The organism is Pantoea sp. CFCC18177 (genome assembly GCF_059412425.1).
Genome location: NZ_JBNBPL010000032.1, coordinates 1 through 26,350, shown reverse-complemented (window position 1 = coordinate 26,350; position 26,350 = coordinate 1). Strand labels below are relative to the sequence as shown.

General features: G+C 54.2%; 22 protein-coding genes. 15 read left to right on the top strand and 7 right to left on the bottom strand.

All coding sequences use genetic code 11. From position 1 onward, the window contains the following. Window positions 1-131 precede the first annotated feature (131 nt). The 8 genes from tagH to ACPUC8_RS23335 all read left to right on the top strand — a co-directional run bounded on the left by tagH (window position 132) and on the right by ACPUC8_RS23335 (window position 10,997). On the top strand, window positions 132-1,751 hold the full coding sequence (gene tagH, locus ACPUC8_RS23370; protein WP_494927486.1) for a type VI secretion system-associated FHA domain protein TagH: 1,620 nt from the start codon (window positions 132-134) through the stop codon (window positions 1,749-1,751). Next, window positions 1,751-2,527: a PP2C family protein-serine/threonine phosphatase gene (locus ACPUC8_RS23365; RefSeq protein WP_494927485.1), complete on the top strand. Its 777-nt coding sequence runs from the start codon at window positions 1,751-1,753 to the stop codon at window positions 2,525-2,527. The genes tagH and ACPUC8_RS23365 overlap by 1 nt, the downstream gene beginning before the upstream one ends. Before the next feature lie 10 nt (window positions 2,528-2,537). Beyond that, window positions 2,538-3,404 carry a hypothetical protein gene (locus tag ACPUC8_RS23360; RefSeq protein ID WP_494927484.1) on the top strand — a complete coding sequence of 289 codons (867 nt, stop codon included), beginning with the start codon at window positions 2,538-2,540 and terminating at the stop codon, window positions 3,402-3,404. Continuing rightward, window positions 3,404-3,955 (top strand): type VI secretion system baseplate subunit TssE, encoded by a 552-nt coding sequence (tssE, locus tag ACPUC8_RS23355; RefSeq protein ID WP_058969991.1) that lies wholly within the window; start codon window positions 3,404-3,406, stop codon window positions 3,953-3,955. Before ACPUC8_RS23360 ends, tssE begins: the two co-directional genes overlap by 1 nt. Then, the gene (gene tssF, locus ACPUC8_RS23350) at window positions 3,952-5,823 is read left to right on the top strand and encodes a type VI secretion system baseplate subunit TssF (protein WP_494927483.1); all 1,872 of its coding nucleotides are present in this window, start codon (window positions 3,952-3,954) and stop codon (window positions 5,821-5,823) included. The genes tssE and tssF overlap by 4 nt, the downstream gene beginning before the upstream one ends. Beyond that, on the top strand, window positions 5,820-6,863 hold the full coding sequence (gene tssG, locus ACPUC8_RS23345) for a type VI secretion system baseplate subunit TssG (RefSeq protein ID WP_494927482.1): 1,044 nt from the start codon (window positions 5,820-5,822) through the stop codon (window positions 6,861-6,863). Before tssF ends, tssG begins: the two co-directional genes overlap by 4 nt. A 107-nt stretch (window positions 6,864-6,970) precedes the next feature. Beyond that, window positions 6,971-9,592, top strand: a complete 2,622-nt coding sequence (gene tssH, locus ACPUC8_RS23340; RefSeq protein WP_494927481.1) for a type VI secretion system ATPase TssH — start codon at window positions 6,971-6,973, stop codon at window positions 9,590-9,592. Further along, window positions 9,585-10,997 (top strand): serine/threonine protein kinase, encoded by a 1,413-nt coding sequence (locus ACPUC8_RS23335; RefSeq protein ID WP_494927480.1) that lies wholly within the window; start codon window positions 9,585-9,587, stop codon window positions 10,995-10,997. Before tssH ends, ACPUC8_RS23335 begins: the two co-directional genes overlap by 8 nt. Window position 10,998: 1 nt before the next feature. On the opposite strand, the gene ACPUC8_RS23330 is transcribed toward ACPUC8_RS23335, so the two are convergent. The 3 genes from ACPUC8_RS23330 to ACPUC8_RS23320 form a co-directional block, all read right to left on the bottom strand. After that, the gene (locus ACPUC8_RS23330) at window positions 10,999-11,397 is read right to left on the bottom strand and encodes a hypothetical protein (protein WP_039334262.1); all 399 of its coding nucleotides are present in this window, start codon (window positions 11,395-11,397) and stop codon (window positions 10,999-11,001) included. Further along, the gene (locus tag ACPUC8_RS23325) at window positions 11,394-12,197 is read right to left on the bottom strand and encodes a glycoside hydrolase family protein (protein WP_494927479.1); all 804 of its coding nucleotides are present in this window, start codon (window positions 12,195-12,197) and stop codon (window positions 11,394-11,396) included. The genes ACPUC8_RS23330 and ACPUC8_RS23325 overlap by 4 nt, the downstream gene beginning before the upstream one ends. 284 nt (window positions 12,198-12,481) lie before the next feature. After that, window positions 12,482-13,120, bottom strand: a complete 639-nt coding sequence (locus tag ACPUC8_RS23320; protein WP_494927478.1) for a glutamate racemase — start codon at window positions 13,118-13,120, stop codon at window positions 12,482-12,484. 109 nt (window positions 13,121-13,229) lie between these two features. Between ACPUC8_RS23320 and ACPUC8_RS23315 the strand changes: the two genes are divergently transcribed. Both ACPUC8_RS23315 and ACPUC8_RS23310 read left to right on the top strand, forming a co-directional pair. Beyond that, the gene (locus ACPUC8_RS23315) at window positions 13,230-13,862 is read left to right on the top strand and encodes a LysE family translocator (RefSeq protein ID WP_494927477.1); all 633 of its coding nucleotides are present in this window, start codon (window positions 13,230-13,232) and stop codon (window positions 13,860-13,862) included. Next, window positions 13,859-14,413 (top strand): AAA family ATPase, encoded by a 555-nt coding sequence (locus ACPUC8_RS23310; RefSeq protein WP_494927476.1) that lies wholly within the window; start codon window positions 13,859-13,861, stop codon window positions 14,411-14,413. Before ACPUC8_RS23315 ends, ACPUC8_RS23310 begins: the two co-directional genes overlap by 4 nt. A 70-nt stretch (window positions 14,414-14,483) precedes the next feature. On the opposite strand, the gene ACPUC8_RS23305 is transcribed toward ACPUC8_RS23310, so the two are convergent. Then, entirely contained in the window at window positions 14,484-16,844 is a 2,361-nt protein-coding gene (locus tag ACPUC8_RS23305) for a membrane-bound PQQ-dependent dehydrogenase, glucose/quinate/shikimate family (protein ID WP_058969985.1), read from the bottom strand. A gap of 368 nt (window positions 16,845-17,212) precedes the next feature. Here ACPUC8_RS23305 and ACPUC8_RS23300 point away from each other — a divergent pair, with 368 nt between their 5' ends. From ACPUC8_RS23300 to ACPUC8_RS23290, 3 genes are all read left to right on the top strand, one after another. After that, complete coding sequence (locus ACPUC8_RS23300) at window positions 17,213-18,142, top strand: aliphatic sulfonate ABC transporter substrate-binding protein (protein ID WP_039329065.1); 930 nt, start codon at window positions 17,213-17,215, stop codon at window positions 18,140-18,142. Beyond that, window positions 18,139-19,461, top strand: a complete 1,323-nt coding sequence (locus ACPUC8_RS23295) for an NtaA/DmoA family FMN-dependent monooxygenase (RefSeq protein ID WP_494927475.1) — start codon at window positions 18,139-18,141, stop codon at window positions 19,459-19,461. Before ACPUC8_RS23300 ends, ACPUC8_RS23295 begins: the two co-directional genes overlap by 4 nt. 257 nt (window positions 19,462-19,718) lie before the next feature. Then, window positions 19,719-20,666 carry a GT-D fold domain-containing glycosyltransferase gene (locus tag ACPUC8_RS23290; RefSeq protein ID WP_039329067.1) on the top strand — a complete coding sequence of 316 codons (948 nt, stop codon included), beginning with the start codon at window positions 19,719-19,721 and terminating at the stop codon, window positions 20,664-20,666. Between the two features lie 54 nt (window positions 20,667-20,720). Here the strand turns inward: ACPUC8_RS23290 and ACPUC8_RS23285 are convergent, their stop codons facing one another. Both ACPUC8_RS23285 and ACPUC8_RS23280 read right to left on the bottom strand, forming a co-directional pair. Beyond that, on the bottom strand, window positions 20,721-22,013 hold the full coding sequence (locus tag ACPUC8_RS23285; RefSeq protein WP_494927474.1) for a Fic family protein: 1,293 nt from the start codon (window positions 22,011-22,013) through the stop codon (window positions 20,721-20,723). 177 nt (window positions 22,014-22,190) lie between these two features. Then, entirely contained in the window at window positions 22,191-22,823 is a 633-nt protein-coding gene (locus ACPUC8_RS23280; RefSeq protein WP_494927473.1) for a DapH/DapD/GlmU-related protein, read from the bottom strand. Between the two features lie 135 nt (window positions 22,824-22,958). Between ACPUC8_RS23280 and ACPUC8_RS23275 the strand changes: the two genes are divergently transcribed. Further along, on the top strand, window positions 22,959-23,861 hold the full coding sequence (locus ACPUC8_RS23275) for a ParB/Srx family N-terminal domain-containing protein (protein WP_494927472.1): 903 nt from the start codon (window positions 22,959-22,961) through the stop codon (window positions 23,859-23,861). On the opposite strand, the gene ACPUC8_RS23270 is transcribed toward ACPUC8_RS23275, so the two are convergent. Next, a complete protein-coding gene (locus ACPUC8_RS23270; protein ID WP_494927471.1) occupies window positions 23,851-24,765 on the bottom strand; it encodes a LysR family transcriptional regulator in 915 nt (304 codons plus the stop codon). The genes ACPUC8_RS23275 and ACPUC8_RS23270 overlap by 11 nt on opposite strands. 75 nt (window positions 24,766-24,840) lie before the next feature. Here ACPUC8_RS23270 and ACPUC8_RS23265 point away from each other — a divergent pair, with 75 nt between their 5' ends. Further along, a complete protein-coding gene (locus ACPUC8_RS23265) occupies window positions 24,841-26,079 on the top strand; it encodes an MFS transporter (RefSeq protein WP_039329076.1) in 1,239 nt (412 codons plus the stop codon). Window positions 26,080-26,350: the final 271 nt, after the last annotated feature.

The following is a 26,350-nucleotide window of genomic DNA, read 5'->3' as shown; positions in this document are numbered from 1 at the left end:
CGGACCCAACCGTTGCAGCGCGATTTATCGCGCGAGTTTAACGCTTGCAATGCTTGTTATATGCGCGACAAATCGCGCCGCTACAACGTTGCCAAATTGAAGATGCAAGATCACTTTTGCAGGTAATGCCTATGCGATTCACTCTTGTTGAAAGTAAAAACGGCGTGCAGCCTCCGCTGACCAGCGTCGATTTCTATCCGCCGGGCGGTACCATTGGCCGCAGTGAAGACAACAACTTTATCCTGCCCGACGACAGCCGCACCATTTCCCGTTTGCAACTGCTGGTGCACACCTCCGCCGAAGGCGAGTGCCGCATCACCAATCGCGGCAATGTGATTAACGTCGATTTCAACGGTATTCCCCTCGAGCACGGTCGCCAGGTTGAACTGCAAAGTGGCGATCTGCTGGGCATTGGTGATTACACGCTGGAAGTGAGCGACATTGCTGGGGAAGTACCGGCACCGCGTCAACCCACTCAACAGGCAACTCAGGCAACATCCATCAAGCGTGGCATCCCCTCTGACGTGCCCGGCGAGATTTGGGACAGCCTGTCGCGCGATTTCGCCGCGCCGAAAGTGGCCCCTGTTGCAGCGGATGCCCATCACCCGCTGACGCAACCGGCAGCCAAAAATATCAATCCAGTTGATCCGCTCGCGCATGAAGAACAATTCACCGAACTGGCACAGCTGGATGTACGTGAGAGTGACCCCGCACGCTTGTTCGCTGGCAGTGACCTGTTCCAGCAGCCAACAATCCTGCAGGACGCCACGCCCACTACCCTGCGCGATCAACCTCAGGTAGCCCACCAGCAACCACAAACCGAACTTGATCCGTTAGCACTGTTTGGCGCTAACGGTAATGCTCAGCCTGATGATAACGATCCTTTTGGTCTGATGAACGGTCAGGCGCAGCCCCTCACGCCGCCCGATCTGTTCCAACCTGAAGCCGCCCCCGCGATCGCGACATTGCACACCCCCGCTCCTGCACAGCCCATGCCGCAACCCGCAGAACCAGCTCCCATTCCCACACCTCGTGTCCAGCAAATCAGCCCTGAACACTCCAATGCCAGCCGCGCCAGTGGGCGTATGGGTATCGACCCGGTCAGCTATAAAACCGCCGCCCAGCGCCGTGCCGCCAATACGCCGGGTGTCGATGCCGATTTGCTACAGGCGTTTCTTAACGGTGCGGATCTCGCGGATATTGATGCCAAACCGCATCTCGACCAGGAGCAGATGCATCTGCTTGGCCAGCTGCTCAGCCTGTTTTCGCAAGGCACCGTGGCACTGCTCTCTTCACGCACCATGTTAAAGCGCGGCGTCAATGCCGAAATGACCATGATCCTCGAACAGGCCAACAACCCCTTTAAGCTGCTGCCGTCGGGAAAAAGTGTGTTGGTGCAGATGTTCAGCAGCCAGATGCCGGGTTTTATGGAGCCGGAAAAAGCGGTGCGTGATGCGCTGGTGGATTTGCAGGCGCACCAACTGGGGATGATTGCGGGTATCCGCGCCATCATCACCGCGATGCTGCAATCCTTTAATCCTGACAACCTGCAGCAGGAAGAGAGCGGTCGCCACCTGTTTACCGCTTCACGTAAAGCGGCACGCTGGGACAGCTTCGTGAAGCGCTATCAGACCATCGCCAGTGAAATTGATGACGATTTTCACACCCTGTTTGGCGAAGCCTTCCTGCACGCCTACGACGTCGAAGTGAACCATTACAAAGACCTGCAAACGCAAAAAACGGAAAAATGATGAATATAACGTTCGCGTCTATCAGCCATCAGGGCAAACGTAGCAGCAATCAGGATCGACTGGCGAACGCACTGGGCGCACGTGCCGCCTGTTTTGTCATGTGTGACGGCATCGCAGGCGAACAAGGCGGCGATACCGCAGCACGTCTGGCGTGCGACACCATCATCACGCAATTTGACGGTGATAATCATCTCAATGCACAACTGATCCGCGGGTATATCGCGGCGGCGAATCAAGCCATCAAACAGCAGCAACATCACCACGACACCTTAAAAAATATGGGCACGACGCTGGTGAGCTTGTTTATCGATCGTGATTACCAACTCGCCTATTGGGCCCATGCTGGCGACAGCCGGTTATATCACTTTCGTCGCGGCTATTTGCTGGAGGTCACACGGGATCACAGCCTGGCGCAACGCATGCAGGACGCCGGTTATCCCGCTGATGCCATTAATCACAACCTGCTCTATTTCGCGCTGGGCATGAAAGAGGATCGCGAAGCCAGTTACAGCGACGTGCTCGCGCTGGAAGATGGCGATGTATTTCTGCTGTGCACAGACGGCTTCTGGCATGAAATGAGCGTCAGCGATCTGGAACAGTCGCTGCGGATGGTCAGCAATCCACAAGAATGGTTGGCGCTGTTGCAGCGGATGAAACCACACGACAACGGTGACAACTTCAGCGCCATGGCGGTATGGATGGGCGATCCGCAAGACTCGACCCTGCTCAGTTCGCTCAACGATGCGCAGCGCATTCTGCTGTCACAGCGGGATTGAGGAGATCGCCATGAAAACCGCTTCAGCACTGTTGCTGTCCCTGATGTTGTTGCCGTGGGCGAGTGAGGCGAAAAGCGTGCGGATCGTTTGGTCACCGACACTGCGCCTGAGTGCCTGGCTGGATAACGTGGTTGATGGCCGGGTAAAAAGCTGGTGTGACGACAGCGTGGCGCTGCATTTCGAGCCGCAGGGGGAATTGAAACAGGATGCCGTAGAGACCTTCGTGCCCCAGGTCGGAAAACTGCTGCAACGCCAGTGTTCGGCACTCACCACGCTACACTGGACGCTGATTGATAACACTGGCAAGTCAGTACGTGAAGGCGATGCAACCGCAAAAGATAACTGGCGTGTCCCTCCCAAACCCAAACCCGTCGTTGCCCCGGTTGATACCACCCCGTGGCAGCGTTTTCGTATCAGCGATAACTGTCAGTTACGCACCTATTGGCCAACGTCCGGTGACGCACGCTTCACCTTCGAGGCGCATCCGCAGTGTGACAAACAGGGCTGGATTAATGGCGCAGGCGCGTTGCATCAAGGGGCGTCCGCCAGCACGCCATTGTGGTTCCTGCAGGGATATCCCCTGATTGACCTGCCTGTGGGCGCCCATGATGCCCACGTGGTAGCAGCCAACAATCAGCGCCTGATTATTGCCAGCGCAGAAGATGCGCAAAGTTGGCTGTTGCTGCCCTGGGACGCCGAACATCTCGCCTGGCGCTTCCGTGGCGACGTGCTGCTGAAAGCCAGTGAAGCGCAAGCGCGTGATGACAATACCAATGCGCAGCTAATGGCCGATGCGTTGCATCGCTGGCAGATCGATGCCAGCGCCAGCCAGCTGCACTGGCAGCCTGTTGATGCGCCTGATTTTAAGGAGCTGTGATGAAACCCCATCCCGACACCTTCAACGGCTGGCAGGCGCGCAAACAACCGCGCGTCACAGCACAGGATGAGATGCGCCCCAGCCTGCTTGACCGGCTCACCGATGACCATCCCGAACAACAAAACGTCGAACTGGGGCGCCAGACCGTCAGTCATCAGACGCTGCGCAGCCAGGTGCTGCGCGATTTACAGTGGCTGTTTAACTGTATCAACAATGAAAGTCAGATCGACCTGCAACCCTGGCCGGATGCGCGTATGTCGGTGATTAATTTTGGTCTCACCCCGCTGGCAGGCAAACGGATGTCGGAGATTGAGTGGGACGATGTGCGCACCGCACTGCGCCGTGCCATGTTGCAATTTGAACCACGCATCATTCCGCACGACCTGCAGATCCGCTGCCTGACCGACGTTAACGCACTGAATAATCACAACACCCTCGCCATCGAAATCAGCGGCAATTTGTGGTGCATCCCCTGGCCACTGGCCTTTGTGTTTCGCACCGACCTGGATCTGGAACACAGCCGATTTGACCTGAAGGACGCGGACGCATGAATCCTCAACTGCTTGATTACTACAACCGTGAACTTAATTACCTGCGCGAGATGGGGGCGGAATTTGCCGAACGCTACCCTAAAGTTGCGGGTCGCCTGGGCATGAGCGGCATTGACGTTACGGACCCCTATATCGAACGCCTGATGGAGGGCTTTGCTTTCCTCACTTCGCGCGTGCAGCTCAAAATGGACGCCGAGTTTCCACGTTTTACCGAACAGCTGCTGGAGATGATCTACCCCAACTATCTCGCGCCTACCCCCTCGATGGCGATCGTCGAGTTTCAGCCCGATCATATGAAAGGCAAAATCAGCAGCGGCTTCTCCATTCCGCGTGGCTCGCTGATTGAGAACCAGGCAATGAAGAGCAAAGGCGTTAGCTGCAAATATCGCACTGCGCATGATGTCACGTTACTGCCGCTGCAATTGCGCGAGGTCTCGCTGGGCAGTATTCCAGCTAACCTGCCGGTTTCCGCCGCCAGTCTGGCACAACGTGGCGCGGTACGTGCCCTGCGTATCCGGCTGCAAACCACCGGGAACATTCCATTACATCAGCTCGACATGACGGAACTGCGCTTTCATCTCAGCGGTGCCGATCTGCCCGCCAGTGGCTTAATGGCACTGCTGATGGCGCACTGCGTCGGGGTGCTCTATCGCAGCCCGGACAATACACAACATTTACTGCTGGAGGCGGACGCCCTGCACCAACAGGGATTCGCCGCCGAAGAAGCCCTGCTGCCTGACGACCAACGCAATTTCAGCGGCTACCGCTTATTGCAGGAGTACTTCGCCTTCCCTGCCCGTTTCCTGTTTTTCCGCACCAGCGGGCTGCAACCGCTGGTGAAACAGCTGCGCGGAGCAACCGAGATGGAGATCGTGTTGCTGTTAGATAAAGCCGATGACGATTTGGAGAGCGTGGTGGACGTCTCTCATTTGGCGCTGCACTGCACTCCTGCCATTAACCTGTTTCCCCGCGTGGCCGAACGCATTCAGCTCACCGAAGGCCGCAATGATTATCATCTGGTGGTCGATAACACTAACCCGCTCGATTATGAAGTGTTCAGCGTCAGCCGCCTCTACGGCAGCGGCCAGGCGTTGCATCAGGAACAAGTGTTCCGTCCGTTCTGGCACAGTTTCGGCAGCGATCAGGGCAATTACGGGGCTTACTTCTCGCAACGGCGCGAGGCGCGTGCGCTGTCGGATCAGGCCAAAATCTACGGCACCCGCACTGGCTATAGCGGCTCGGAACTGTTTGTCACACTGGTAGATGAACAGCAATCCCCCTGGTCTGATGATGTGCAGTACGTGATGGCCGACGTACTGTGCACCAATCGCGATTTACCTCTGCTGTTAAAGCAGCAAGGGATGGATCAGTTCACGCTTCCGACCTCCGCTCCGGTGTTGGGCATTCACCTGCGTAAAGGGCCAACCGCGCCACGCCCCGCACTGGCAGCGGGTGCCACCGCATGGCGTCTGATCAGTCAGTTACAGCTCAATTATCTCAGCCTGATGGAGAGCGAAGGCGATCAGGGTGCCGCTTCACTACGCCAGCTATTGGGGCTGTATGCCGACACCGCTGAAGCGGCGACATCGCGTCAGATCGAAGGTGTGCGCCATTGTGAATTACGCCCGGTTTTTCGCCGGGTACCGGAACCGGGACCGATTGTATTTGCGCGTGGGATTGCCATCACCCTGACGCTGGACGAACAGGCATTCGGCGGCGCCAGCCCCTGGCTGCTCGGCAGTGTGCTGGCAACCTTATTTAGCCGCATGGTGGCCATCAACACCTTTACTGAACTGACGCTGAACAGTAGCCAGAGCGGCGAAATTGGGTATTGGCCTGCACAAATGGGCAAGAGGTCGCTGCTATGACTGTGCTGCAACCAGGCTGGCGCATCCCTTGTCGCCTGCCGGACGACTTTTGGCAACAACGTCGCGCCGCGCCCTTTCAGTTCGATCTTTTCCAGCTACTGCGTCGCCTGGATGCACAGGCGGGCAGTGCGTGGCAACTGGGTAGCGCGCCGCTGCCCCGTAATGAACCGTTACGGCTGGGACAGTCCCCCTCGCTGGCCTTTGCGCCCGCCACCGTTGCGGGCATTCGTCAGCGCAATCGTGACGATTTGCATGAAGTGGATATCTGGAGCTTTGGCCTGTTTGGCCCCAACGGGCCGCTGCCGCTGCATCTGACGGAATATGCTCACGAGCGCGTCACGCACTTTGGCGACCGGAGCATGGTGGCGTTCTGCAATCTGTTTCACCACCGCCTTATCCTGCTGTTTTATCGTGCATGGGCGGATGCACAGCCGGCGATTGCTCTGGACCGTCCCGATCGTCATCAATTTAATCACTATCTCTCCTGCCTGACCGGTGTCGGACAACCGGCATTGCAACAGCAACGCGGCAGCCTGAAAGAACATGCGCGCTATGCGCTGGCCGGGCACTTCACGCGGCAAACCCACGATGGCGAAGGCCTGACGCGTAGCCTCAGCTGGTATTTGCAGGTGCCGGTGATGATTAAGAACCACATTCCACAGTGGATGCGCATTGAGAAACGTGAACAGGCACAGCTTCGCGCCGGTAAACATGCGCCGCGGTTGGGGGAAACCGCCTTCCTGGGAGGTGCGGTGCGCGATATTCAACACAAGTTTCGTCTGCGCTTTGGCCCACTGCGCCTCAAAGATTATCGACTGCTGCTGCCGCGGGCAGGCAACGCACAGCAGGTGGTGGATTGGGTACGCCACTATCTGGGCATTGAGTACGACTGGGAAGTCCAGCTGGAGCTGCATCAGGAAGATGTCAGGGGCGTTGCGCTCGGCAGCGATCAGCCGCTGGGTTACACCAGTTGGCTCGGTCAACAACCCGAGAAACGCCATCGTGATGATTTGGTTTATCAGCCTGCTGTTTCGCGCTGAAAACAGGTGCGCATGAATGCGCACTCTACGGACCGTTTCTGCCTGAACCTGTAGGGTCGCTATTTATGGCGACCTGGGAAAATTTTTGCGTATAAAAGGGACACACCATGTCAGATATCCGTCGCAATGTGTTGTTTAGCAAACTGAATCACACCCTGTTCACTTCACTTGAGAGCGCTACCGCATTCTGCAAACTGCGTGGTAACCCCTATGTCGAACTGGTGCACTGGCTGCATCAACTCTGGCAACTCCCTAACGGCGACTTACAGCTGATTGCGCGACGTTTTGAACTGGATAGCGACCTGATAAGCCAGGATCTGATCGCTGCTTTAGATCGTTTGCCACGCGGTGCCAGCGCAGTGACCGACCTTGCGGAACACATCGATAACGCCGTTGAACGCGCCTGGATCTATTGCTCACTCAGTGTCGGAGAATCAAAAATTCGCGGTGGGCATCTGTTACTGGCCCTGCTGAAAACCGCGGCGTTAAAACACGTCACCGTTGCGATTTCCGGTGAGTTTGCACGGATTAGTGCCGATCGCTTGCTGGACGATTTTAACGACTATGTTCAGAGCAGTGACGAGCAGCAGCAGATAGCGAGTGACAACGTCACTCAATCATCTGCTTCGCCAGCAGGTGAGAACGTGTTGGCAAAGTATGGACGCGATCTCACGGCTGAAGCGCGCGCCGGTAATATCGATCCGGTGGTTGGACGCGATGAGGAAATTCGTCAGATGGTGGATATTTTGCTGCGTCGGCGGCAGAACAACCCGCTGCTGGCCGGTGAAGCAGGCGTGGGGAAAACCGCCCTGGCAGAAGGTTTGGCACAGTGCATCGCCAGTGGCAGTGTGCCGCCGCCGCTGCAGCAGGTGCAACTTTGGTTGTTGGATATCGGCCTGCTACAAGCTGGCGCATCGGTAAAAGGCGAATTTGAAGCACGCCTGCAAGCGGTGATCAATCAGGTGCAAGCCAGTCCACAGCCGATTGTGCTGTTTATTGATGAGATCCACACGCTGGTGGGTGCAGGCGGCCAGCAAGGCACCGGTGATGCCGCCAACCTGTTAAAACCCGCGCTGGCGCGCGGACAACTGCGCACCGTCGGGGCGACCACTTGGGCGGAGTACAAAAAATATATTGAGAAAGACCCCGCACTGACCCGACGTTTTCAGCCCGTCCAGGTGGCCGAACCGGACGAGCAGACTGCCATTCTGATGCTGCGCCATCTGGCACAACCGCTATCCCAGCACCATCAGGTATTGTTGCTCGATGAGGCGTTACAGAGCGCCGTGCGCCTTTCTCAGCGCTATATCCCTGCCCGTCAGTTGCCAGACAAAGCCATTGCCTTGCTGGATACCGCCTGCGCCCGCGTGGCGGTGAGTTTGCACCATCAGCCGCCAGAACTGGCGTTTTGCCGACAACAGCTGGCTGCGCTGCAACTGGAGATCGAGATTGCGCAACGTGAAGCTCGGCTCGGTTTTGACTCCGCGCCAGCGCGTATCACGGCCGCACAGCAGCAACAACTTCTCTTGCGCAGTGAAGAGCAGATGTTAGATCAACGCTGGCAGCAAGCGTTGGCGCTGACACAGCAAATGAGTGCATTACAAGCCGAACTGCGGATGGATCAGGATGCCGAACGTACAGCACGCTATCAGGCATTGCAGCAGCAGCTGGATGCACTGCAAGGCGATACGCCGCTGACCTTCCCAGCGGTAGACAGCGGCGTGGTCGCCAGTGTGGTCGCGGACTGGACCGGTATTCCCCTCGGCCGGATGTTACAAAGCGAACGCGATGCCGTGCTCAATCTCGCCCAAACCCTGGCTAATCGGGTAATTGGTCAGCCCGCGGCGCTTAATGCTATTGCCCAGCGTATTCAGACTTCACGCGCGGGCCTGGACGATCCGGGTAAACCGATTGGCGTATTTATGCTGTGTGGGCCTTCCGGCACCGGTAAAACGGAAACCGCACTGGCGCTGGCGGAAACCCTGTATGGCGGCGAGCAGAATCTCATCACCATCAACATGAGTGAATTCCAGGAAGCGCATAGCGTGTCGACATTGAAAGGCGCACCGCCGGGCTACGTGGGATACGGTGAAGGCGGGGTATTGACCGAGGCGGTGCGCCGTCGTCCTTACAGTGTGGTGCTGCTGGATGAGATTGAAAAAGCCCATCCCGACGTGCACGAAATTTTTTTCCAGGTTTTCGACAAGGGCTGGATGGAGGATGGTGAAGGCCGCCGCATCGACTTCCGCAATACGGTCATTATTCTGACCTCCAATATCGGCAGTGATGAATTGGCTCAGGCCTGTTCAGGCCCGACTCCCCAACCAGACAGCGCGTCACTCAACACTCTGCTGCGTGCGCCACTGCGTGAAATCTTCCCGGCGGCACTCCTGGGAAGACTGGCAGTGGTTCCGTATCTGCCACTCAGTGATGAGATGCTGATCCGCATTATCGATTTGCGTCTGGCAAAAATTCAGCAGCGCTTGCGCGATCGCCACGCGATAACGGCAGCGTTCTCCCCCTCGGTGGCCCAGCAGATTATGCAACGCTGCACCGAAGGCGAATCCGGTGGGCGTATGGTGGACGCGGTACTGTCACAAACCTTACTGCCACAAATCAGCTGTCATTTGTTGAGTGAAGTCCCGACCACAACCCCAAGACATTTAAACATCGACTATCAGGATGCGGCATTCCAGCTCACTTTCAGCGCGGAGACAGCCCATGAGTGAAGTCAGCAGCAAATCGGTGTCACAGGCGCTGCCTGTCGGTTACCGCTTTAACGAATATGAAATTCAACAGGTAATTGGTGAAGGTGGCTTTGGCATTGTCTACCGCGCCTGGGACAGCGAGTTGGACCGCACCGTGGCAATCAAAGAGTTTATGCCGTCTTCGATTGCGCTGCGCGATGAGGATCACCATCTGCTGTTGCGCAGCGAGCGCTTTATGCGCCTCTATCAGGCTGGTTTAAACAGCTTTATTCAGGAAGCCAAAACGCTGGGGCGCTTTAATCATCCCCATTTACTGCACGTGCTGCGCTTCTGGCAGGCGAATGATACGGCCTATATGGTGACGCAATTTTATCAGGGTGAAACACTGAAAAGCCGCTACCTGCGCGATTTTACACCCTGCAGTGAAACGGATCTGCGTGCCATGTTGCCGCCGTTGTTCAGTGCGTTGAAAACCCTGCACGACCATGACTATCTGCATCGCGATATCGCACCCGATAACATCCTGATCCAGCAAGATGGTGCGCCGGTACTGCTCGACTTTGGCTCCGCCTGTAAGACCATCGGTCACCTGACTGATAAAACCGAGATCATGCTCAAACCAGGCTACGCGCCGATTGAGCAGTACAGCGAAGGGCGCGATGGGGATCAGGGACCCTGGACCGATATCTATGCGTTAGGCGCAGTACTGCACACGTTGATTTGCGGTGAAGCACCGCCGGTCAGCGTGGTGCGGTCGTTGAGTGACAACTATCTGCCGCTGGCAGAGCGGGGCCTGAGTGACTATTCAGACGGTTTGCTGCGTACCATCGACCAGATGCTGGCCTGCGAACCCGATCAACGTCCGCAGTCGATTGCTGAATTGCGTGACAGACTGATAGAAAACGACCGTGGCACAGAGGCTGATGCGCCGCTGCTTACGCCCGCACAAGAAGAGCGATTTTTACCGATGGTGGTGCCAGAGCAGACGGATTCGATCCCCGCGGCCATATCACCGCGCAAAAGTCGCACTGTTATCATCGGCGGTGGCATCGCTGCGGCGGCCCTGCTGGTGCTGGTCGGTATGCATCTATTCACGGCTGAACGCACACCTGATGTGGCCGTGATTCCGGTAAAGGCTACAGTCAATAACGTGACACCGTCACCCAAACCCACCCCGGCGCCTGCCCCAGTGACACCGGCTGAAATATACTTGCGTGCCTCGGATGCAACGCAACTTAGCCAGATTGAAATCAATGGCAAACCACAGGATACCGTGGACCAGGATGGCATGAAACGGCTCAGTTTAGCGCCCGGAGATTATCAGTTGCAGATTACACGCAAAGAAGGCGGGGTCTGGCAGCACTCACTGCATATTGATGACGGGAGCGGCACCTGGCTGATTAATGTGCCTACCCCCAGTAGCTGATTTACTCGACGACGTTACCATTCTCGCTAAACAGCACCTTGTCACCCTGCGCGTGGTGCTGTGACACCTGTAACGTCCAGATGTGGTTATCATCGTTGCCCGCACCGGCCGCCGGTGACAACACGTAGCTGTAGTCACCGTTACGGAAGATGTAGCCACGAAAATCGTGCGAAGGCCCGATGTTCAAGGTCGAGCCTTTCAACGTTAATTCGTGGTGGTTCTTTTTATTGATCGAGTGGTAGACAATCCCATCGCACTCCACGTCGCCTTCCACGCATTTACTGGTATCAAGAAAGACCTGGTAGCTTTTACTGTCGAAAAACGGCTTTTTCGCGGCAGGCGTCTGCGCCATCGCGTGGAGTGAAAAACAGACCAGTGATAAGGCAAGTAGCTTTTTCATAGTTTGATATAAATTCCTTTATGATAAACGTTCAACTCGCTTTTTCTGCGATTCACCAATCCCTTCATACGTACCCCACGCGAATAGACAAACTGCATCCACACCCGGTCCAAATCTTCGGGTGATTCACCATTAATCACCTTCAAGGCTGTCGAGTAATATAAACCTTTGTGATTCAGGTTATCCCGGGTACCAATATTAAACGCCAGCATCACTAAAGCATCAAATTCATTTTGCGTCAGCGACACTTTGACATATTTTCGCACCGCATCGACAAACTTTTTTAAATCCTGCGAAAAGAGTGTTTCCGCTGCCTGCTCAGAGATGCCGTCTTTGAACTGATCAAATTCACTTTGACGGCTAATCCAATGCCCATAGCCAATGGTCGCACCCGCCGTCCAGTTACTGATCGTGGTTGAGGTGTGGTCATCATAAGGCAGTGTATGCAGTTGCTCGTACTGCATCATCAACTTAAGCACCTGATAACTCGGGTACATTGTCATGGGGTTTTTGCGCGCGCCGTTAGGATTACTCCCGGTCGATCCATGCGCACGCGGCAGTCCACTGCGTTGACCGGAGGTTAACTGCGTTAGCGTTTTTTTACCCGGAGACACCAGCCCATCGGGATGCTGATAAAAATGCTTTTGGTAGGTGATAATCGCTTTAGTGGTATTATTTCCGCAAATGCCATCTATTTGTAATTGTGGAAAACCATTTTGGCTTAATAACTTCTGTACTAATTTGACATCTTGCGGCCGGTTGGTTCCGCGTAATCCAACACTGTCCTGTATCGTTTCCATTATTCGCCTCAAAAATTCTTTTGTGAGTAATTTTATTGACGCCTGAATGCACGTAGCAGGTAATTATGCCGCATTAATGCTCAACCTATTCCATCATTCATGATCGGATTGTTCTTAAAGTCCTGCATGACATTTTCGTGACAACCTATATAAGAGGAATATATTGCGTAACGCGCAGAAGATAAATATTTCTGTTAATGATCAGCCTAATTCAGGACCAATAATGCGTAGCAGCGAAAGCGATCGCGCCACGCATAAGTGACGGGCGGCCTGAAGGCCATACCCTACAAAGAAGTAACGGCTTTGAGTGCCAGTTGCGGAATCGTTAAGGGGCGTACTTCTGCGCGCATGCTGTTGGCCGCTGCCGCCATGGAGACTTGTGCTAACGCGACCTGCTGGGCGCCCTTCATGCGTCCCTGCTCTACGGCCTCGCCAATCAGCGCATGGTAACGCTGATGGTCACCGGCTTTGAAGGCGGTCCAGGCGTGTGGGATCAGTTCAACCTGTGGCTGTCTCTCTGCCGCTAGTCCAGGTGGGCAGAACAACGCACGGGTCGCCGCCAGCGTGGATTCCGCTGCGCACAGCACCAAAGATGGCCCCGTCATTTGATGTAGATGGTCGGCCAACATCCGGTCGGTGCGATACACCGGGCAGCGATGACTATCCGCTTTAAAGCTGTCGGCAACCGGGCCGAGAGTGGAACAGGTGATGAGAATGGCGTCAAACCACGGCGTCAGGCTGTGCAGCAACCGATCCAAACGCTGCTGCTGTGCGGCTGCCATCCCTCCGCTCAATTCCGCCTCGGCGAGCAAGTGTGGCATCACAATATGGCTGAGAGTGGTGGCGGGCAATCTCAGTGTCTGTGCAGCGTCATCGAACAGAGCGATATTACTGGCGGCCGTATGCAGGCAGGCGATGGTCATGATAATCCTTTATGTTATTTCATGGGTTTAGACGAAAGCTTCCGCAACCATATTGCTTTACACCATAATCATATTCAAAATTATTAAACCTTTTTTCGCTGTTAAGCCGATGAATCTGCACCTGCTGGCCTTTATTATTGCGATCCTACCGGTGGCCCTGTCACCGGGGGCGAGTTTTACTCTGGCGATGAATAACACCCTGGTTGCTGGCTCTCGTGGGCTGGCATCGATCATCATCGGTACGGCGCTTGGCATCTATACGCATGCGCTGTTGATCGGCCTTGGCATCAGCGCCCTGCTGTTACGTTCACCGATCATTTTTAATTTGCTGAGCGTGGCCGGCGCGGTGTATTTACTGTGGCTGGGTCTTCAGTTGTTGCGGCGCGGGGGCCACATTGCCCGGCCTGTTGCCTCACATCGCAGCACCCGCATCGGAATCAAAGATGCCTGGCTGGCAAATGTGCTCAATCCAAAAGCCGTGATGCTTTATCTCACCGTGGTGTCGCAATTTGCCGGTCGTGAACATGCCTTAGCGCACTACCTTTTATTCGCATCCATTCATGTCGCCATTATGAGCCTGTGGCTGATGATTATCTGTTTTACGCTGATGACGTCGGCACGGTTGATCAATATGCGCAAACTCACCATCGCTATTAATCTTGGCGGCGGCATCGTGCTGATTTTCTTCGCCATCAGTAATTTGGTGCAGCTGGCCATGACCTTAAAAGGATTTTCAACATGATTTCATTAAATGAATTGGGCCCACGCATTTGTATTCTTGGACCTTCAAACAGCGGAAAATCAACACTGGCCCAAGCTATTGCCAGCAAAGTGAAGCGGCCCATCATTCACCTTGATCAGCTTTATCACTTTCCTGATACGCAGTGGCAAGCGCGCGAAGAAGCTGAATTTCGCGAGTTACATCTTAACGCTATCTCCGGAGAAAGCTGGGTAATGGACGGGAATTATGTTCGCACCCTTCCCGAACGATTAACCCGTGCCAGCGGCCTTATTCTGCTTGACCTCCCACCCACCCAGCGATTTATGCGCTACCTGCGTCGCACTTTGTTTGATGCCCAACGCATCGGTGGCGTTGTGCCCGCTAACCAGCGTGAGCATCTGACTTGGGAAATGACGCGATACCTGCTGTTGACTGCACGCAGTCATCGTCTACGCAATCAACAGATGTTCAACGGATGGACGCTGCCTAAGCTGTTACTGAGCTCCTCATTGGAGATCACGCGAGCCTATAGATATTGGGAACTTACCGACCCACAGGGTTCATTACGCTGAAATTATCCATCCCGCCACGCGCTAAACAAAAAAGGGCGCACTGTGTGCGCCCTGGTTCAATGATGATTTATTACTTCAGACGGAACGCGACCACGCTGTCACCCGCTTGGGTACCGAGCGAGCCGTGACCACCTGCTGCAATCACCACATACTGCTTACCATCTTTACCCATAAAGGTAGATGGCGTGGCTTGTGCGCCAGCGCTGAGTTCGGTCTGCCACAACAGCTCACCGGTGGTGCTGTCGTAAGCGCGGAAGAAGTTATCCGCAGTGGCGCCATGGAACACCAGATCACCCGCGGTGAGCAGAGGACCACCGTGCGCAACCATCCCCATTGGGAAACCAATTGGGAAACGGCCCGGCAGGAAGCTGGTTTTCAGGTTTTTGGTAACGCCAACACGACGTAACCACTCGGTTTTACCGGTTTTCAGATCCACACCCACCATGCGACCCCAAGGTGGCGCGATGCACGGAATGCCGAGGCCAGAAGCCAACTGCTGAATGTGAATGGCGTAGTCACCCTGGAAGTTTTCGTTCCAGTAAGGCTGGCCATCTTTGGTGAACAAGCGCTGGGTTTCGGTCTGCGGCGTACGTTTGATCAGGTTGTATTTGTAAGCCAAACGTACCGGTGCAGCAATCAACATCTGGCGCTGCGGATCAACCGCAACTGAACCCCAGTTGAACACACCAATGTTGCCAGGGAAGATCAGCGAACCGGCTTCGGTTGCTGGCGTCCACGGGTTGCCATCATAACGCAGAGAACGGAAATCCATGCGGCATGACATCTGGTCAAACGGCGTGATGCCCCACATGGATTTCTCAGTCAGCGCATCAGGAATGAAGTTCAGGCTGGACACCGGCTGCGTGGCGGCAAATTTCTCACCGGGTACGCCACCTTCGGTCGACACCTTGACTTGATTCACCGGATACACCGGTTGCCCTGTCAAACGGTTCAGCACAAACAGGTTGCCGGTTTTGGTCGGCAGGATCACCACAGGCTGTTTTTGGCCTTGATAATCGATATCCAGCAAGGACGGCTGTGATGGATTATCACGGTCCCACAGATCGTGGTTAGAACTCTGATAACGCCATTTGAACGCACCGGTTTGCAGATCCAGTGCCACTAAGGCATCACGGAACTTCTCGGTGTTGCTGTTGGCATCACGCTCGATACCCACTTCATCCGGAGACGCGTTACCAAATGGCACATAGACCAGACCATTTTTCAGATCTGCACTCAGCGTACCCCAGGCAACTGGCGTATCCTGCGGATAGTTCTGTCCTGCCGCAACAGGCGCCGTATTCTCCGGGTTGGCCGGATCGAAGTTCCAGACCAAACGCCCGGTTTCAGCGTCATAAGCACGGATCACACCTGAAGGGTTACCACTGTTGAAGCCGTTGTCCATCACGGAACCACCGACAATCACCAGCTTGCCGGCCACCAGCGGTGCTGCAGTCTGCATCAGCGCATGTGGACGCACTTCACCCATATTGGCATGCAGATCAACGACACCATTTGCGCCAAAATCAGCGCAAGGTTTGCCAGTATCAGCATCCAGCGCAATCAGTTGTGCATCCGTGGTGGCATTGAAAATACGCTTACGGCAAATTGCCGGTGTCGCAGCGGAATCTTGTGCTGCAACCGGGCTTTGCTCGTAATAGCTCACGCCACGGCAGGTTTGGTGCTGCTGCAGATAAGAACGATCTTTGTTGGGCGTGTATTTCCACTTCACGGCGCCGGTTTCTGGGTCAAGCGCGTGAACCTCATTGTGCGGGGTGCAGAAATAAAGCATGCCATTGGCTTTCACCGGCGTGGCTTCGAAGGTGTACTCCGTCGCATCCGCATCCTGACGCAGATCGCCCGTGTGATAAGTCCAGGCAACCTCAAGATCTTTCACGTTGTCTTTAGTGATTTGATTCAGCGACGAGAAACGCTGGCCATCTGTGGTGCCACCGTATGCGCTCCAGTCATTGGCTGCGCCCTGCTCGCTGGTCTGCTCACGCGCATTCGTGATAGTGCCTGCCTGCGGCAGCGGGTCGTAGAAACAAAGGCCGATCACGACGACAATCATCACGATCACCGTGCCACCCAGGAAGGTGTGGAAACGGCGCTGACCTTGATACAGCGGTTTGACCACCCACGGCATAGCCAGCCACAGCCCGATGACACCAAACAGATCGCCACGCGGGATCCATTGCCATTTATCAAAGCCCACTTCCCAGATAATCCAGGCCAGTGTAATCCACATCAGCACCGCGTACAGTGCCAACGCGCTGCGCTGGTTTCTGAACAGTAAAATCGCGGTAATCAGTAAACCCACCGCCATCAGCGCATAGAACGCACTCCCGCCTAACATCAGCAATTTCCCACCCATATAGAGCAGCGCTAATGCCAGAATCGCAAGCACGATGCTGGTTAGTTTGTTAACCATGCCAATCCCTCAACGTTTTTCATCAATATCCACCCAAAATAAACCTACACAGTTTCAACAAAATTTTAACGTACGTTATCGAACAGTAAAAACCCGTTGCTGAGTGTGTCGTTAGCTCCGCTTATGAATGTAGCCTGGCTTATCACTGACAAATCGCGCTGCGGCCATAGTGTGACTGAAATCACGTTTTATTTTTCGTAGAGAGAATTAATCATTAGTGAGGATAAATCGCATTTTTTGATAACGCCGCACGGTCAGTTTCGCAGCAACCCCGGTTTTTGCGTGTTACGCATATCGATGTGCGGAATTGTTACTACGCCTGCTGTAGTGGAAAACTTACGCTGTTTTCTTTTTCTCAGGGAAACATCATGAAATTTACGTTTATCGCCAGTGCATTGCTTGCCATCACTATGACTGCACATGCCGCCAGTACCGAACTGGTGATCGGTGACCAAAAAGGAAACGCGCGTGCCGTGATGTCTGCAGCAGGCGAACTTAACAACCTGCCTTATGAAATCAAATGGTATGAGTTCCCCAACGCTGCTCCACTGCTGGAGTCGCTGAACTCACAACATCTGGACGCAGGATTGGTCGGTGATGGCCCACTGGCCTTCGCGGTGGCCGCAGGGGCAAAAATTCGCGCGATACAAGCTTCGCAATATCTAGGCAACGGTCTGCTTGTGAAGGCAAACAGTGCAATCCATACCGTTGCCGATTTAAAAGGAAAGAAAGTGGCCACGGTCAAAGGCTCGTCGGGGCAAAATATGGTGCTCAGCGCGCTACATCAGGCGGGATTGCCGGATGACAGTGTGAACTTTGTCTTCACTACCCCAGCAGAAGCCACACTGGCACTGGATAATGGGGCTGTCGATGCCGTCGCAACCTGGGAACCGTACGTCTCCTTTGCCGTGGCGCAATCAGGTGATCGCATCGCCATTGACGGCAAAGATGCGCCCGTGTCGAACTATCTGGTGGCAACCGATAGCGCCATCAACAGTAAGCGTGCCGCATTGGTCGATTTTCGCCAGCGCTTGATTCGTGCACGTGCGTGGGGCGTTGCACATCCGCAAGCCTATGCCAGCGGAATTGCCTCACTGCTGCGTCTGCCAGACGCGGTAGCACTGAGCAAAGTACAACGAGAGAATAATGCGCCGGTGGAAGATTACGCGCTGATTGCACAGCGCCAACAAGCCGCCATAGATACCTTTGCGCGCAGTGGATTGATTAAACCGGGCTTGCAAGCCAGCACCCTGGTTGATGCATCGTTTTTTAATCCACAGGGAGCGGCTCGACCATGATGAACCTGGCGCTGTATCTGGATTCCGGTATTCATCAGGGCGGCTGGCGACATCCGCGCGCAGCCACCACCGGGGGAAGTAACTGGCCGCTGTACCGTAAAATCGCGCAGCGTGCGGAGGCGGCAAAACTCGATATGATTTTTGTTGCCGACAAGCTGGCAATCGATGATGTCTATGGCGGGCATCTGGCGCACACCGTGCAACACCGACAGGTTGGCTGGTCGGAGCCGCTGACACTGTTGGCGGCGTTGGCGGCAGTCACCGATCGCATCGGCCTGGGCGGTACGGTCTCCTCCTCCTATTCCGATCCCTACACTACCGCGCGCCAACTGGCCAATATCGACCACATCAGCGGTGGGCGCGCCGCATGGAATGTAGTGACGTCATTAACGCATGCTGAAGCGCATAACTTTGGTCGCAGCCAGCATTTTAGCCATGAGGATCGCTACCGCCGTGCGGCAGAGTTCATCGATGTGATGAAAGCGCTGTGGGACAGCTTTGAAGAAGATGCGCTGGTGGTGGAGAAAAACAGTGCACGCTTTGCCGATCCCGCCCGCTTTCATCGTGTCGACCATCGGGGCGAATCCTTTGAGGTACAGGGGCCGCTCAATCTTCCCCGCCCGCCGCAGGGGCATCCGGTGGTGATCCAGGCGGGCGTTTCCGATGCCTTTATTGATTTGGCCGCGCAGCACGCAGAAATGCTGTTTGTGGTGCAACCCAACCGTGAGCGTGCGCAGCAGTTCTATCAAACCCTCAAGCAACGCGCAGAACATTATCAGCGCCAACGCGGTCAACTCCGCATTCTGCCGGGATTAGTGCCGATTGTCGGTTACAACAAAGATGATGCCCGCGATCGTGCTGAGTATCTGAAATCCCTGATCACAGTGGAATCAGGGCTGAGTTTTGTCTCCGCCAGCATGAATATCGATTTATCACAGTATCCAGTCGATGGACCGGTGCCAGACCTACGCGAGCAGATCACTGGCAGCAAAGGCCGTTTCCAGTATGTGATAGCCAGCGCCATTGAGCAGAATCTGACCTTAGGTGAAATGGCTAAACGCTATGCTGAGAGTTTGTCGTTCCCTTCACCGACAGGTACTGCTGATGACATCGCGCAACAGATGATTGACTGGTATCAACAGCAAGCCTGTGATGGCTTCGTTATTCTCCCGACTTACATTGATGAAAACGAAGACCTGTTCCTCAGCGAAGTGGTACCGCGTTTACAGGATGCCGGGGTGTTCAGACAGGATTATTCCGCAGGCACATTGCGCGATCGCTTGGGATTGGCTAAACCCGTCAATCGCTTTCATCAATAAGATCTAATGAAATGATTTAACCTTTTATTAGACCGCCACTGCGATTATTCCTGGCAAAAATCGACGCAGTGGCGCTAATAACGCGCTTTTAATAACCTTTTCATTTCACACCAACAAATTTCACTCCCCTCATATTGATTAGCAGCTTCCAAGTCGATTTATTTTAAGAATTTACCCAGCCTGATATTGCCAATAGAGCGTGATATAAATCACGCGACTGCACTGCGGCAAGGCCGCTAATAACAAGAAGGCTTATTATGATCAGCGCAGAAAATTTTTATCAAAAATTACGCTTCACTTTCAAACTCTCACATGCAGCATTGATGTTTCCAGCCGCCAATGCGCGGGCTAAGCAGTATAAGGTCTTATCCGCGGAACAGACCATTGACCTGCTGCTCAGCAATGACAAACTCTCATTAAGCCGCTATGGTGCAGGGGAACTGGAGATGACGCTATTTAACAGCCAAAGTTATCAGCCCTGGGATGAAAGATTGTCAATTCGCCTGAAAGAGATACTGCGTCGGGCAACGCAACCGAATAATCCTTGTTTAGTTTGTTTACCGGATGCGTTACGTGGTTCAGATAATATTGGCTTCGGTTCGGCCCTGTTTTGGTTTTTCCATAAAGCCTTTTTCTTCCGCCACTATGAAAACTTATTAAAAAAAGAGTACCAATACGGTAATACCTCGGTAACAGGTTCTTATACCCTGCTTAAAGGTCAAGACCAAAACCCGATATTCAATAAGTTTAAAAAGCTATTCAAAAATAAGAAAATACTGATCGTTGAAGGAAAACATTCACATTTGGAACCTGGAAACGAATTACTGGCAGATGCGCTGGAAGTCAAACGCATTACCACGCTGAATCGTCATGCCTTTTCTGTTTATAACGATCTCTATTGTTCCGTGCTATCTCATGCGCGTGATTTCGATATGGTGTTGATGTCACTGGGCCCAACGGCGACAGTATTGGCCTACGATCTCAGCCAGCATGGCATCCGCTGTATCGATATGGGGCAAATGGAGGGTGAGCACGACACGATGCGTCTTTCATCGCTCAATAACTTGACTTACGTGGACAAAAATAGTGATTTAGTGGGGCATCAGGAACCCGACGCACTGTATCGAAGCCAGGTATTGCTGCACGTCGGTTTGCCCGTCGAAGCAGAGCTGAGTGCCCCTATGCTCCAACAGCCTTTGATGTAAATCAGATCGTAAGCAATCGCAAAAATGCATATTTTTGCGATTGCTTGCGTTATCTCAGCGTTTATTCAGCCACTCTTTGAGTTTTCGCAGTGAAACGGGGGCTTGATAGACCGTCCCTTTTCCCTCTTTGATTGGCCTCAGCAGCCCTTGCTCGGCGAGACTTTTCAACCGACTGCGCGCGGTGTTATCAGCAATACCTAACCGTGATTTCACCGCCGCCGCACTCAATAACGAACCTGGCGCGTGCAATGCAATCGCCATAATATCCAGTTCGCCCTTGGCCAAGGCTTTGTTTTCTTCTACCCATTTCACCAGCAGAGCACGTTCCTGATGCAGTGTGGTGATTTGCTCAGTAAAGGCCTTAACCGCGCGCATCACCACATCACACTGGAATTGCACAAAATAGGTGAGATCAAGTTCATCCGTTTCGCTGTAAAGGTAGGACATCCCGTATTTAATCGCTGCCGCTTTAAGCAGTTTACTGATCGAGATATAGCGAAAAGCGTGATACCCACGGCGAATGAGATGGTGATAGAACAAGCCGCGCGCGGTACGTCCATTGCCATCATTGAAAGGATGAATGTAACCAATGGCAAAATGCATGATGCAAGCGACCAGCAAGGGATGGGTGCCCTGCTGTTCAAGAAATTCAACTTCAGCACACAGGGCATGCAGCATGCCATCGACCAAAGAGTAATCCGGTGGTTGATGGATGATTTCACCGTCCCGACCGGCGACAAAAATATCGTTGTTTCTGCGCACCTCCCCAGGCCGATATTTTTCATCATTGATGCCCGCGCACGCGATATGGTGCATGTCCAAAATATCATCGCGCGTTAATGGCCCATCCCCCATGGCCGTAATGTGCTGCATGAGACGCCAGTTGCCCATGATCATGCTTTCATCTTCATTACGCGGTTCACGCCCCACCGCCAGCAGTTCCATCGCAACCCGGGAAGTCGTAGCAGCCCCCTCTAGCTGACTAGAAGATATCGCCTCCTCCATGATTAGTTGCGACATTAAGTAGGACGCCGCATCCTCATCCGTAAGCTCTCCGTTGCGTGCAAAGGTCGTGCGATCAACCAACGAGATTGCCGCGTTAATACGCGTGGTGAAATTGACGCTCACTTCCTGAGAGGCAATCACAAAATGGTGAGCCGTACTGCGCCGTTTGAACTTCAACGCACTCCACAGCGCCAGCCGTTCATCCGCATCACTGATACGGCGGTATAACTCATCAAAGTGAAGGTAGCGGGCATCCCACTCGCTGTAACGGCTGAGCAGAGCAGCTATGTCATTGCTGCTCTGTTGATCCATGAGTTGTGTCGGCGGGCGGCGCAGTTTCATCGCAAGAAATCTCAAAAATGACGTTTTTTGAGTTTACTTGAGATTCCGCTGGGTGACAAATCTCAAGGAAAATAATTTAACCATATGAATTTATTGATTTTACATAGAGACTGTGACAGCCAAAAAAAAGCCTGCAGGCCGCTCCCCCTGCGGTGGCGGCACAACAGGCGATGTAAGCTATACCGCGTGGCGCTGGCAGAACGCCGCGATATCGGGTGACTGAAAATCAGCCAGATGCGCCATCAGCTTCTCCAGCGGCCAGTTCCACCAGGCAATCGCCTGCAGTTGCAAAGCGATATCCGGCGTAAAACGGCTACGAATCACTTTCGCCGGAATACCGCCAACGATGGTATAGGGTGCCACATTTTTTGTGACCACTGCGCCTGCCGCCAGCACCGCGCCATCACCCACGGTTACGCCAGGCAGCACAATCACACCGTGGCCAATCCACACATCGTTGCCGATGATGACGCGGTCGGCGCGGCGGTCGGCAAAAAATCCTGCATCCCGTTCCGCCTGGTTGTCGTAATATTCCGGGCAGTAGGTAAAACGGTGCTGAGAAGCGCGGTCCATCGGATGATTCGGCGCACCGATACGCACCTGATTGGCGATAGCGGTAAAACGGCCAATCTGCGCATCGGCAACACAGCAGTGTTCACCGAGGTAGGAAAAATCACCCAGTTCGCTGTATTCCAGATAACTCTCTGCCAGGATTTCACATTGCTGACCAATGTGGGTTTCGCGCATACGCACGCTGGGATCGATAACAGTGTGTTGCAGTTTTGCCGGTTGAACAGCAGTGAGTGCCATAGAGAACTCCAATGTGGTCAGATGTCTGGATAACGGGTTGTACCAGGTCAACCGCGAAGCACAACACTAAAGCGGGAAGATGACAGAAATGCTATCGTAACGCCTCTGATGCAGGCGATGGATAAAGGAAAGGGAATGAGAACACCGTGGTCACTGCTGGCACTGTTGTGGTCAGCCGGGCAGGCAACTGCCGCCCTGCCCGCTGATATTAAAGCGGGCGATATTGTGCAGGTCCAGTTATCACAATTGCATCCCACTCAGGCGGCGATTGGGTATCGGCAGTTGGATTACAAACTGCACCGCTATCAGGCCGATCCCAAAAAGCTGTTTGATGATTTCTGTGAAAGTATGGGACAGAAAGGCGTGGATAAATTCAGCAGTAAATCGCGCATCTCTGACCTCGACAGTTTCACCTGTAAAGCGTCAGTCGGTTCCTATCCTGGCCCGATGAAGACAGCGGTGATTGCACCGGATAATGCGCTCTATCTCACCGATGGTCATCACACCTTCAGTAACTTTGCCGACATTGGCGGTTTGAAAACGCATGTACAGGTGCGCATCACCAATGACTTCCGCAACCTGACCAGCATGAATGCATTCTGGCAACAGATGGAAGCTGCGCATCTGGTCTGGCTGGATACGCCAAAAGGGAAAATCACTCCGGATGATTTACCGAAAGAGTTAGGCCGCAAGCATATGCAGGATGACGAATACCGTTCACTGGTGTACTTCGTGCGCGATATTGGCTTCGAGAAAGAAGAGAACCCGCCGCCTTTCCTGGAATTCTACTGGGGACAATGGCTGGAAACCCAGCTACCGCTGACTTCCTTCGATTTGCATGACCGTAAAGGCTATGGCGCCGCCATCACCGCGATTGCCGAGAAAATCACTGATGTGCCGAAAGACACGGTGATTGCCCAGAGCGATGCCGGCCCGCTTACCGCTGAAAAACTGGGTGCCATGAAGAAAGTGAACGAGAAGAAACTCGACAAGCTGATCTCTGCCGAGGGCAAATTAGGCTGGGCGTTTAAACAATAACTTCGCTGGTTTTCACCAGCGCCAGAAAATTCTGCGCCGTTGCCGTAAACGCATGGTCATTCCATGCCACCGCTAATCCGGTGGTGGGTATCGGCGCTTTAATCTGCTTAAACACCACGCCCGCCAGGCTGAATTGCCGCATCGATTCGGGTACCAGTGACACACCTAAACCCGCCGCAACCACCGATAATATCGAGACAATGTGTGGCGCAGGTTGCCCCTCCATCGGCGTAAAGCCTTGCTGGCGGCAGGCTTGTAACACTGACTCGCGCAAACTGGTGCCACTCTCTTTTGGCGTAAGAATAAAGTGTTCCTCACGCAGTGAAGGCAGGGCAATCTTCCCGCGCAGACGTGCCTGCGGATGGCTAGCAGGCAGTGCAGCCACCAGCGGCTCCTGTAACAATAGTTGCATCGTCACGTTATCGGGGATGGCATTTTCCTGCCGCAACAGCGCAATATCCAGCTGCTGATTCGCCAGCGCCTGCAACAGCACAATCGAGTTGGCTTCCATGACGTTAAGAAACACGTCTGGATGCGCCTGACGAAAGGCGCGAATGCAGCCTGGGATCAGTGGATTCATGCCAGCCGTTCCGGTAAAACCTAAACGCAACGTTCCGGTGTCACCTTGTGCCGCGCGACGAGCCGACGCAATGGCTTCTCTGGCCAGAGCGGGCAGCGGTTGGATCGCTTGTAAAAAAGCGTGCCCGGCTTCAGTGAGTGCGACACCCTGCGCAGTGCGGTTAAACAATGCGTATCCCACTTCAGCCTCCAGATCTTTAATCTGCATGCTGAGCGGGGGTTGCCCAATCCCCAGTCTGGCTGCCGCGCGTGTGAAGTTACGCTCGGTGGCCACCGCGAGAAAATAGCGAATATGGCGCAATTCCATCTGTTTTATAGATACCATTATGCAGTGCTATATATTGGACAGATAATAAGTGGCGCGGTAGCGTTGTGCAATCTTCGTTACGCTGGAATCACCATGAGTCGCTTGTTAGAAACTGCTTTACCCGCCACCTCGGTGCCCCCTGCCACCTGTAGCATTGCCCGCGGCAGCAGCGAATATCGCCGCGCAGGCATCGCCTTTTTCATGCTGGGACTGGCGAGTTTTTCTCTGATCTATTGTGTACAACCGCTGCTGCCCGCATTTACTCACTCGTTTGGTGTGACTCCAGCGCAGAGCTCGCTGGCACTGTCACTCACCACCGGGTTATTGGCGATCTCCATTCTGCTGGCGGGGGCGTTTTCTCAAGCGGTGGGGCGCCGTGGATTGATGTTCACCTCGATGGCGCTGGCCTCGATCTGTAATTTTATCGCGGCAGTGCTGCCAGACTGGCACATGTTGCTGGTGGCACGTGCGGTGGAAGGCGTGGTGTTGGGCGGTGTGCCCGCCGTGGCAATGGCATGGCTTGCTGAAGAGATCGACAAGAAGGACCTCGGTAAAACCATGGGATTGTATGTCGGCGGCACGGCCTTTGGCGCCATGGTTGGGCGAGTCGGCATGGGATTACTGACGGAATTCACCTCCTGGCGCATCGCCATGGGCGTGCTCGGTGTGCTGGGCATGGCCGCAGCGATTGCGTTTGTGCTTTTGCTGCCTGAGTCGCGTAATTTTGAGCGGAAGCCCGGGCTCAATCTTCACTTTCACTTCAGAGCCTGGTTCAGTCACCTCGGCAATAAGGGCTTGATTCGCCTATATGCCACCGGCTTCTTCCTGACCAGCGTGTTTGTCACGCTCTTCAACTACGCCACTTTTCGCCTCTCTGACGCGCCATTTCATTTCAGCCAGACACAAGTCAGCCTGATCTTTTGCGCCTATGCGATTGGCATTGTCTCCTCTTCACTCTCCGGCAGTCTGGCGGATCGCTTTGGCCGTAAACCGCTGTTGATTACCGGGTTCCTGCTGTTACTGGCGGGTATCTTACTGACGGTGCCAGACAACCTGCTGTGTTTGATTGGCGGCATTATCCTGATCACCAGCGGTTTCTTTGTCGCGCACGCAGCCGCCAGCGGATCGGTTGGGCCCTTGGCGGGCAACAATCGCGGCCATGCGTCTTCGCTTTATCTGCTGTTCTACTACATGGGTTCCAGCATCACCGGTTCATTCGGCGGTTGGTTCTGGCTGCACGGTGGATGGAATGCGGTGGTGGGTTTGACCGTGGTGATGGCGCTGGCGGGGCTAGCTTTGAGCGGGTTGTCACGGCAGAAAAGCGCAGGATGAAACGGCTATGGTGCATCACCACCTTGGTTTTAATGCCATTCAATGTGAATTTGTATGCAGGTGCGCATCAATGCGCACCCTACGAAAAACAGTATCAATTCTTGTAGAGTCGCCATTCATGGCGACCAACAAATGCTTAACGGACTAACATCACGACCAAAGGGCTATGTGGGGTTCTACGCCGGAACCCCAGAAAATTCCGTCATTCCACATTGTGAACGTCAATCGGTTTGTTGCCTGACGTGCCGAGCGAGTAACTCAGTCGGTAAAT

Bases quoted from the DNA above. Each gene is read 5' to 3' on its own strand.
- ACPUC8_RS23335 (WP_494927480.1), top strand. From the start codon at position 9,585: ATGAGTGAAGTCAGCAGCAAATCGGTGTCACAGGCGCTGCCTGTCGGT.
- ACPUC8_RS23320 (WP_494927478.1), bottom strand. From the start codon at position 13,120: ATGACCATCGCCTGCCTGCATACGGCCGCCAGTAATATCGCTCTGTTC.
- tagH (WP_494927486.1), top strand. From the start codon at position 132: ATGCGATTCACTCTTGTTGAAAGTAAAAACGGCGTGCAGCCTCCGCTG.
- tssF (WP_494927483.1), top strand. From the start codon at position 3,952: ATGAATCCTCAACTGCTTGATTACTACAACCGTGAACTTAATTACCTG.
- ACPUC8_RS23305 (WP_058969985.1), bottom strand. From the start codon at position 16,844: ATGGTTAACAAACTAACCAGCATCGTGCTTGCGATTCTGGCATTAGCG.
- ACPUC8_RS23270 (WP_494927471.1), bottom strand. From the start codon at position 24,765: ATGGTATCTATAAAACAGATGGAATTGCGCCATATTCGCTATTTTCTC.
- tssG (WP_494927482.1), top strand. From the start codon at position 5,820: ATGACTGTGCTGCAACCAGGCTGGCGCATCCCTTGTCGCCTGCCGGAC.
- ACPUC8_RS23360 (WP_494927484.1), top strand. From the start codon at position 2,538: ATGAAAACCGCTTCAGCACTGTTGCTGTCCCTGATGTTGTTGCCGTGG.
- ACPUC8_RS23325 (WP_494927479.1), bottom strand. From the start codon at position 12,197: ATGGAAACGATACAGGACAGTGTTGGATTACGCGGAACCAACCGGCCG.
- ACPUC8_RS23365 (WP_494927485.1), top strand. From the start codon at position 1,751: ATGAATATAACGTTCGCGTCTATCAGCCATCAGGGCAAACGTAGCAGC.
- ACPUC8_RS23265 (WP_039329076.1), top strand. From the start codon at position 24,841: ATGAGTCGCTTGTTAGAAACTGCTTTACCCGCCACCTCGGTGCCCCCT.
- ACPUC8_RS23295 (WP_494927475.1), top strand. From the start codon at position 18,139: ATGATGAACCTGGCGCTGTATCTGGATTCCGGTATTCATCAGGGCGGC.
- ACPUC8_RS23315 (WP_494927477.1), top strand. From the start codon at position 13,230: ATGAATCTGCACCTGCTGGCCTTTATTATTGCGATCCTACCGGTGGCC.
- ACPUC8_RS23330 (WP_039334262.1), bottom strand. From the start codon at position 11,397: ATGAAAAAGCTACTTGCCTTATCACTGGTCTGTTTTTCACTCCACGCG.
- tssE (WP_058969991.1), top strand. From the start codon at position 3,404: ATGAAACCCCATCCCGACACCTTCAACGGCTGGCAGGCGCGCAAACAA.
- ACPUC8_RS23300 (WP_039329065.1), top strand. From the start codon at position 17,213: ATGAAATTTACGTTTATCGCCAGTGCATTGCTTGCCATCACTATGACT.
- ACPUC8_RS23290 (WP_039329067.1), top strand. From the start codon at position 19,719: ATGATCAGCGCAGAAAATTTTTATCAAAAATTACGCTTCACTTTCAAA.
- ACPUC8_RS23310 (WP_494927476.1), top strand. From the start codon at position 13,859: ATGATTTCATTAAATGAATTGGGCCCACGCATTTGTATTCTTGGACCT.
- ACPUC8_RS23285 (WP_494927474.1), bottom strand. From the start codon at position 22,013: ATGAAACTGCGCCGCCCGCCGACACAACTCATGGATCAACAGAGCAGC.
- tssH (WP_494927481.1), top strand. From the start codon at position 6,971: ATGTCAGATATCCGTCGCAATGTGTTGTTTAGCAAACTGAATCACACC.
- ACPUC8_RS23280 (WP_494927473.1), bottom strand. From the start codon at position 22,823: ATGGCACTCACTGCTGTTCAACCGGCAAAACTGCAACACACTGTTATC.
- ACPUC8_RS23275 (WP_494927472.1), top strand. From the start codon at position 22,959: ATGAGAACACCGTGGTCACTGCTGGCACTGTTGTGGTCAGCCGGGCAG.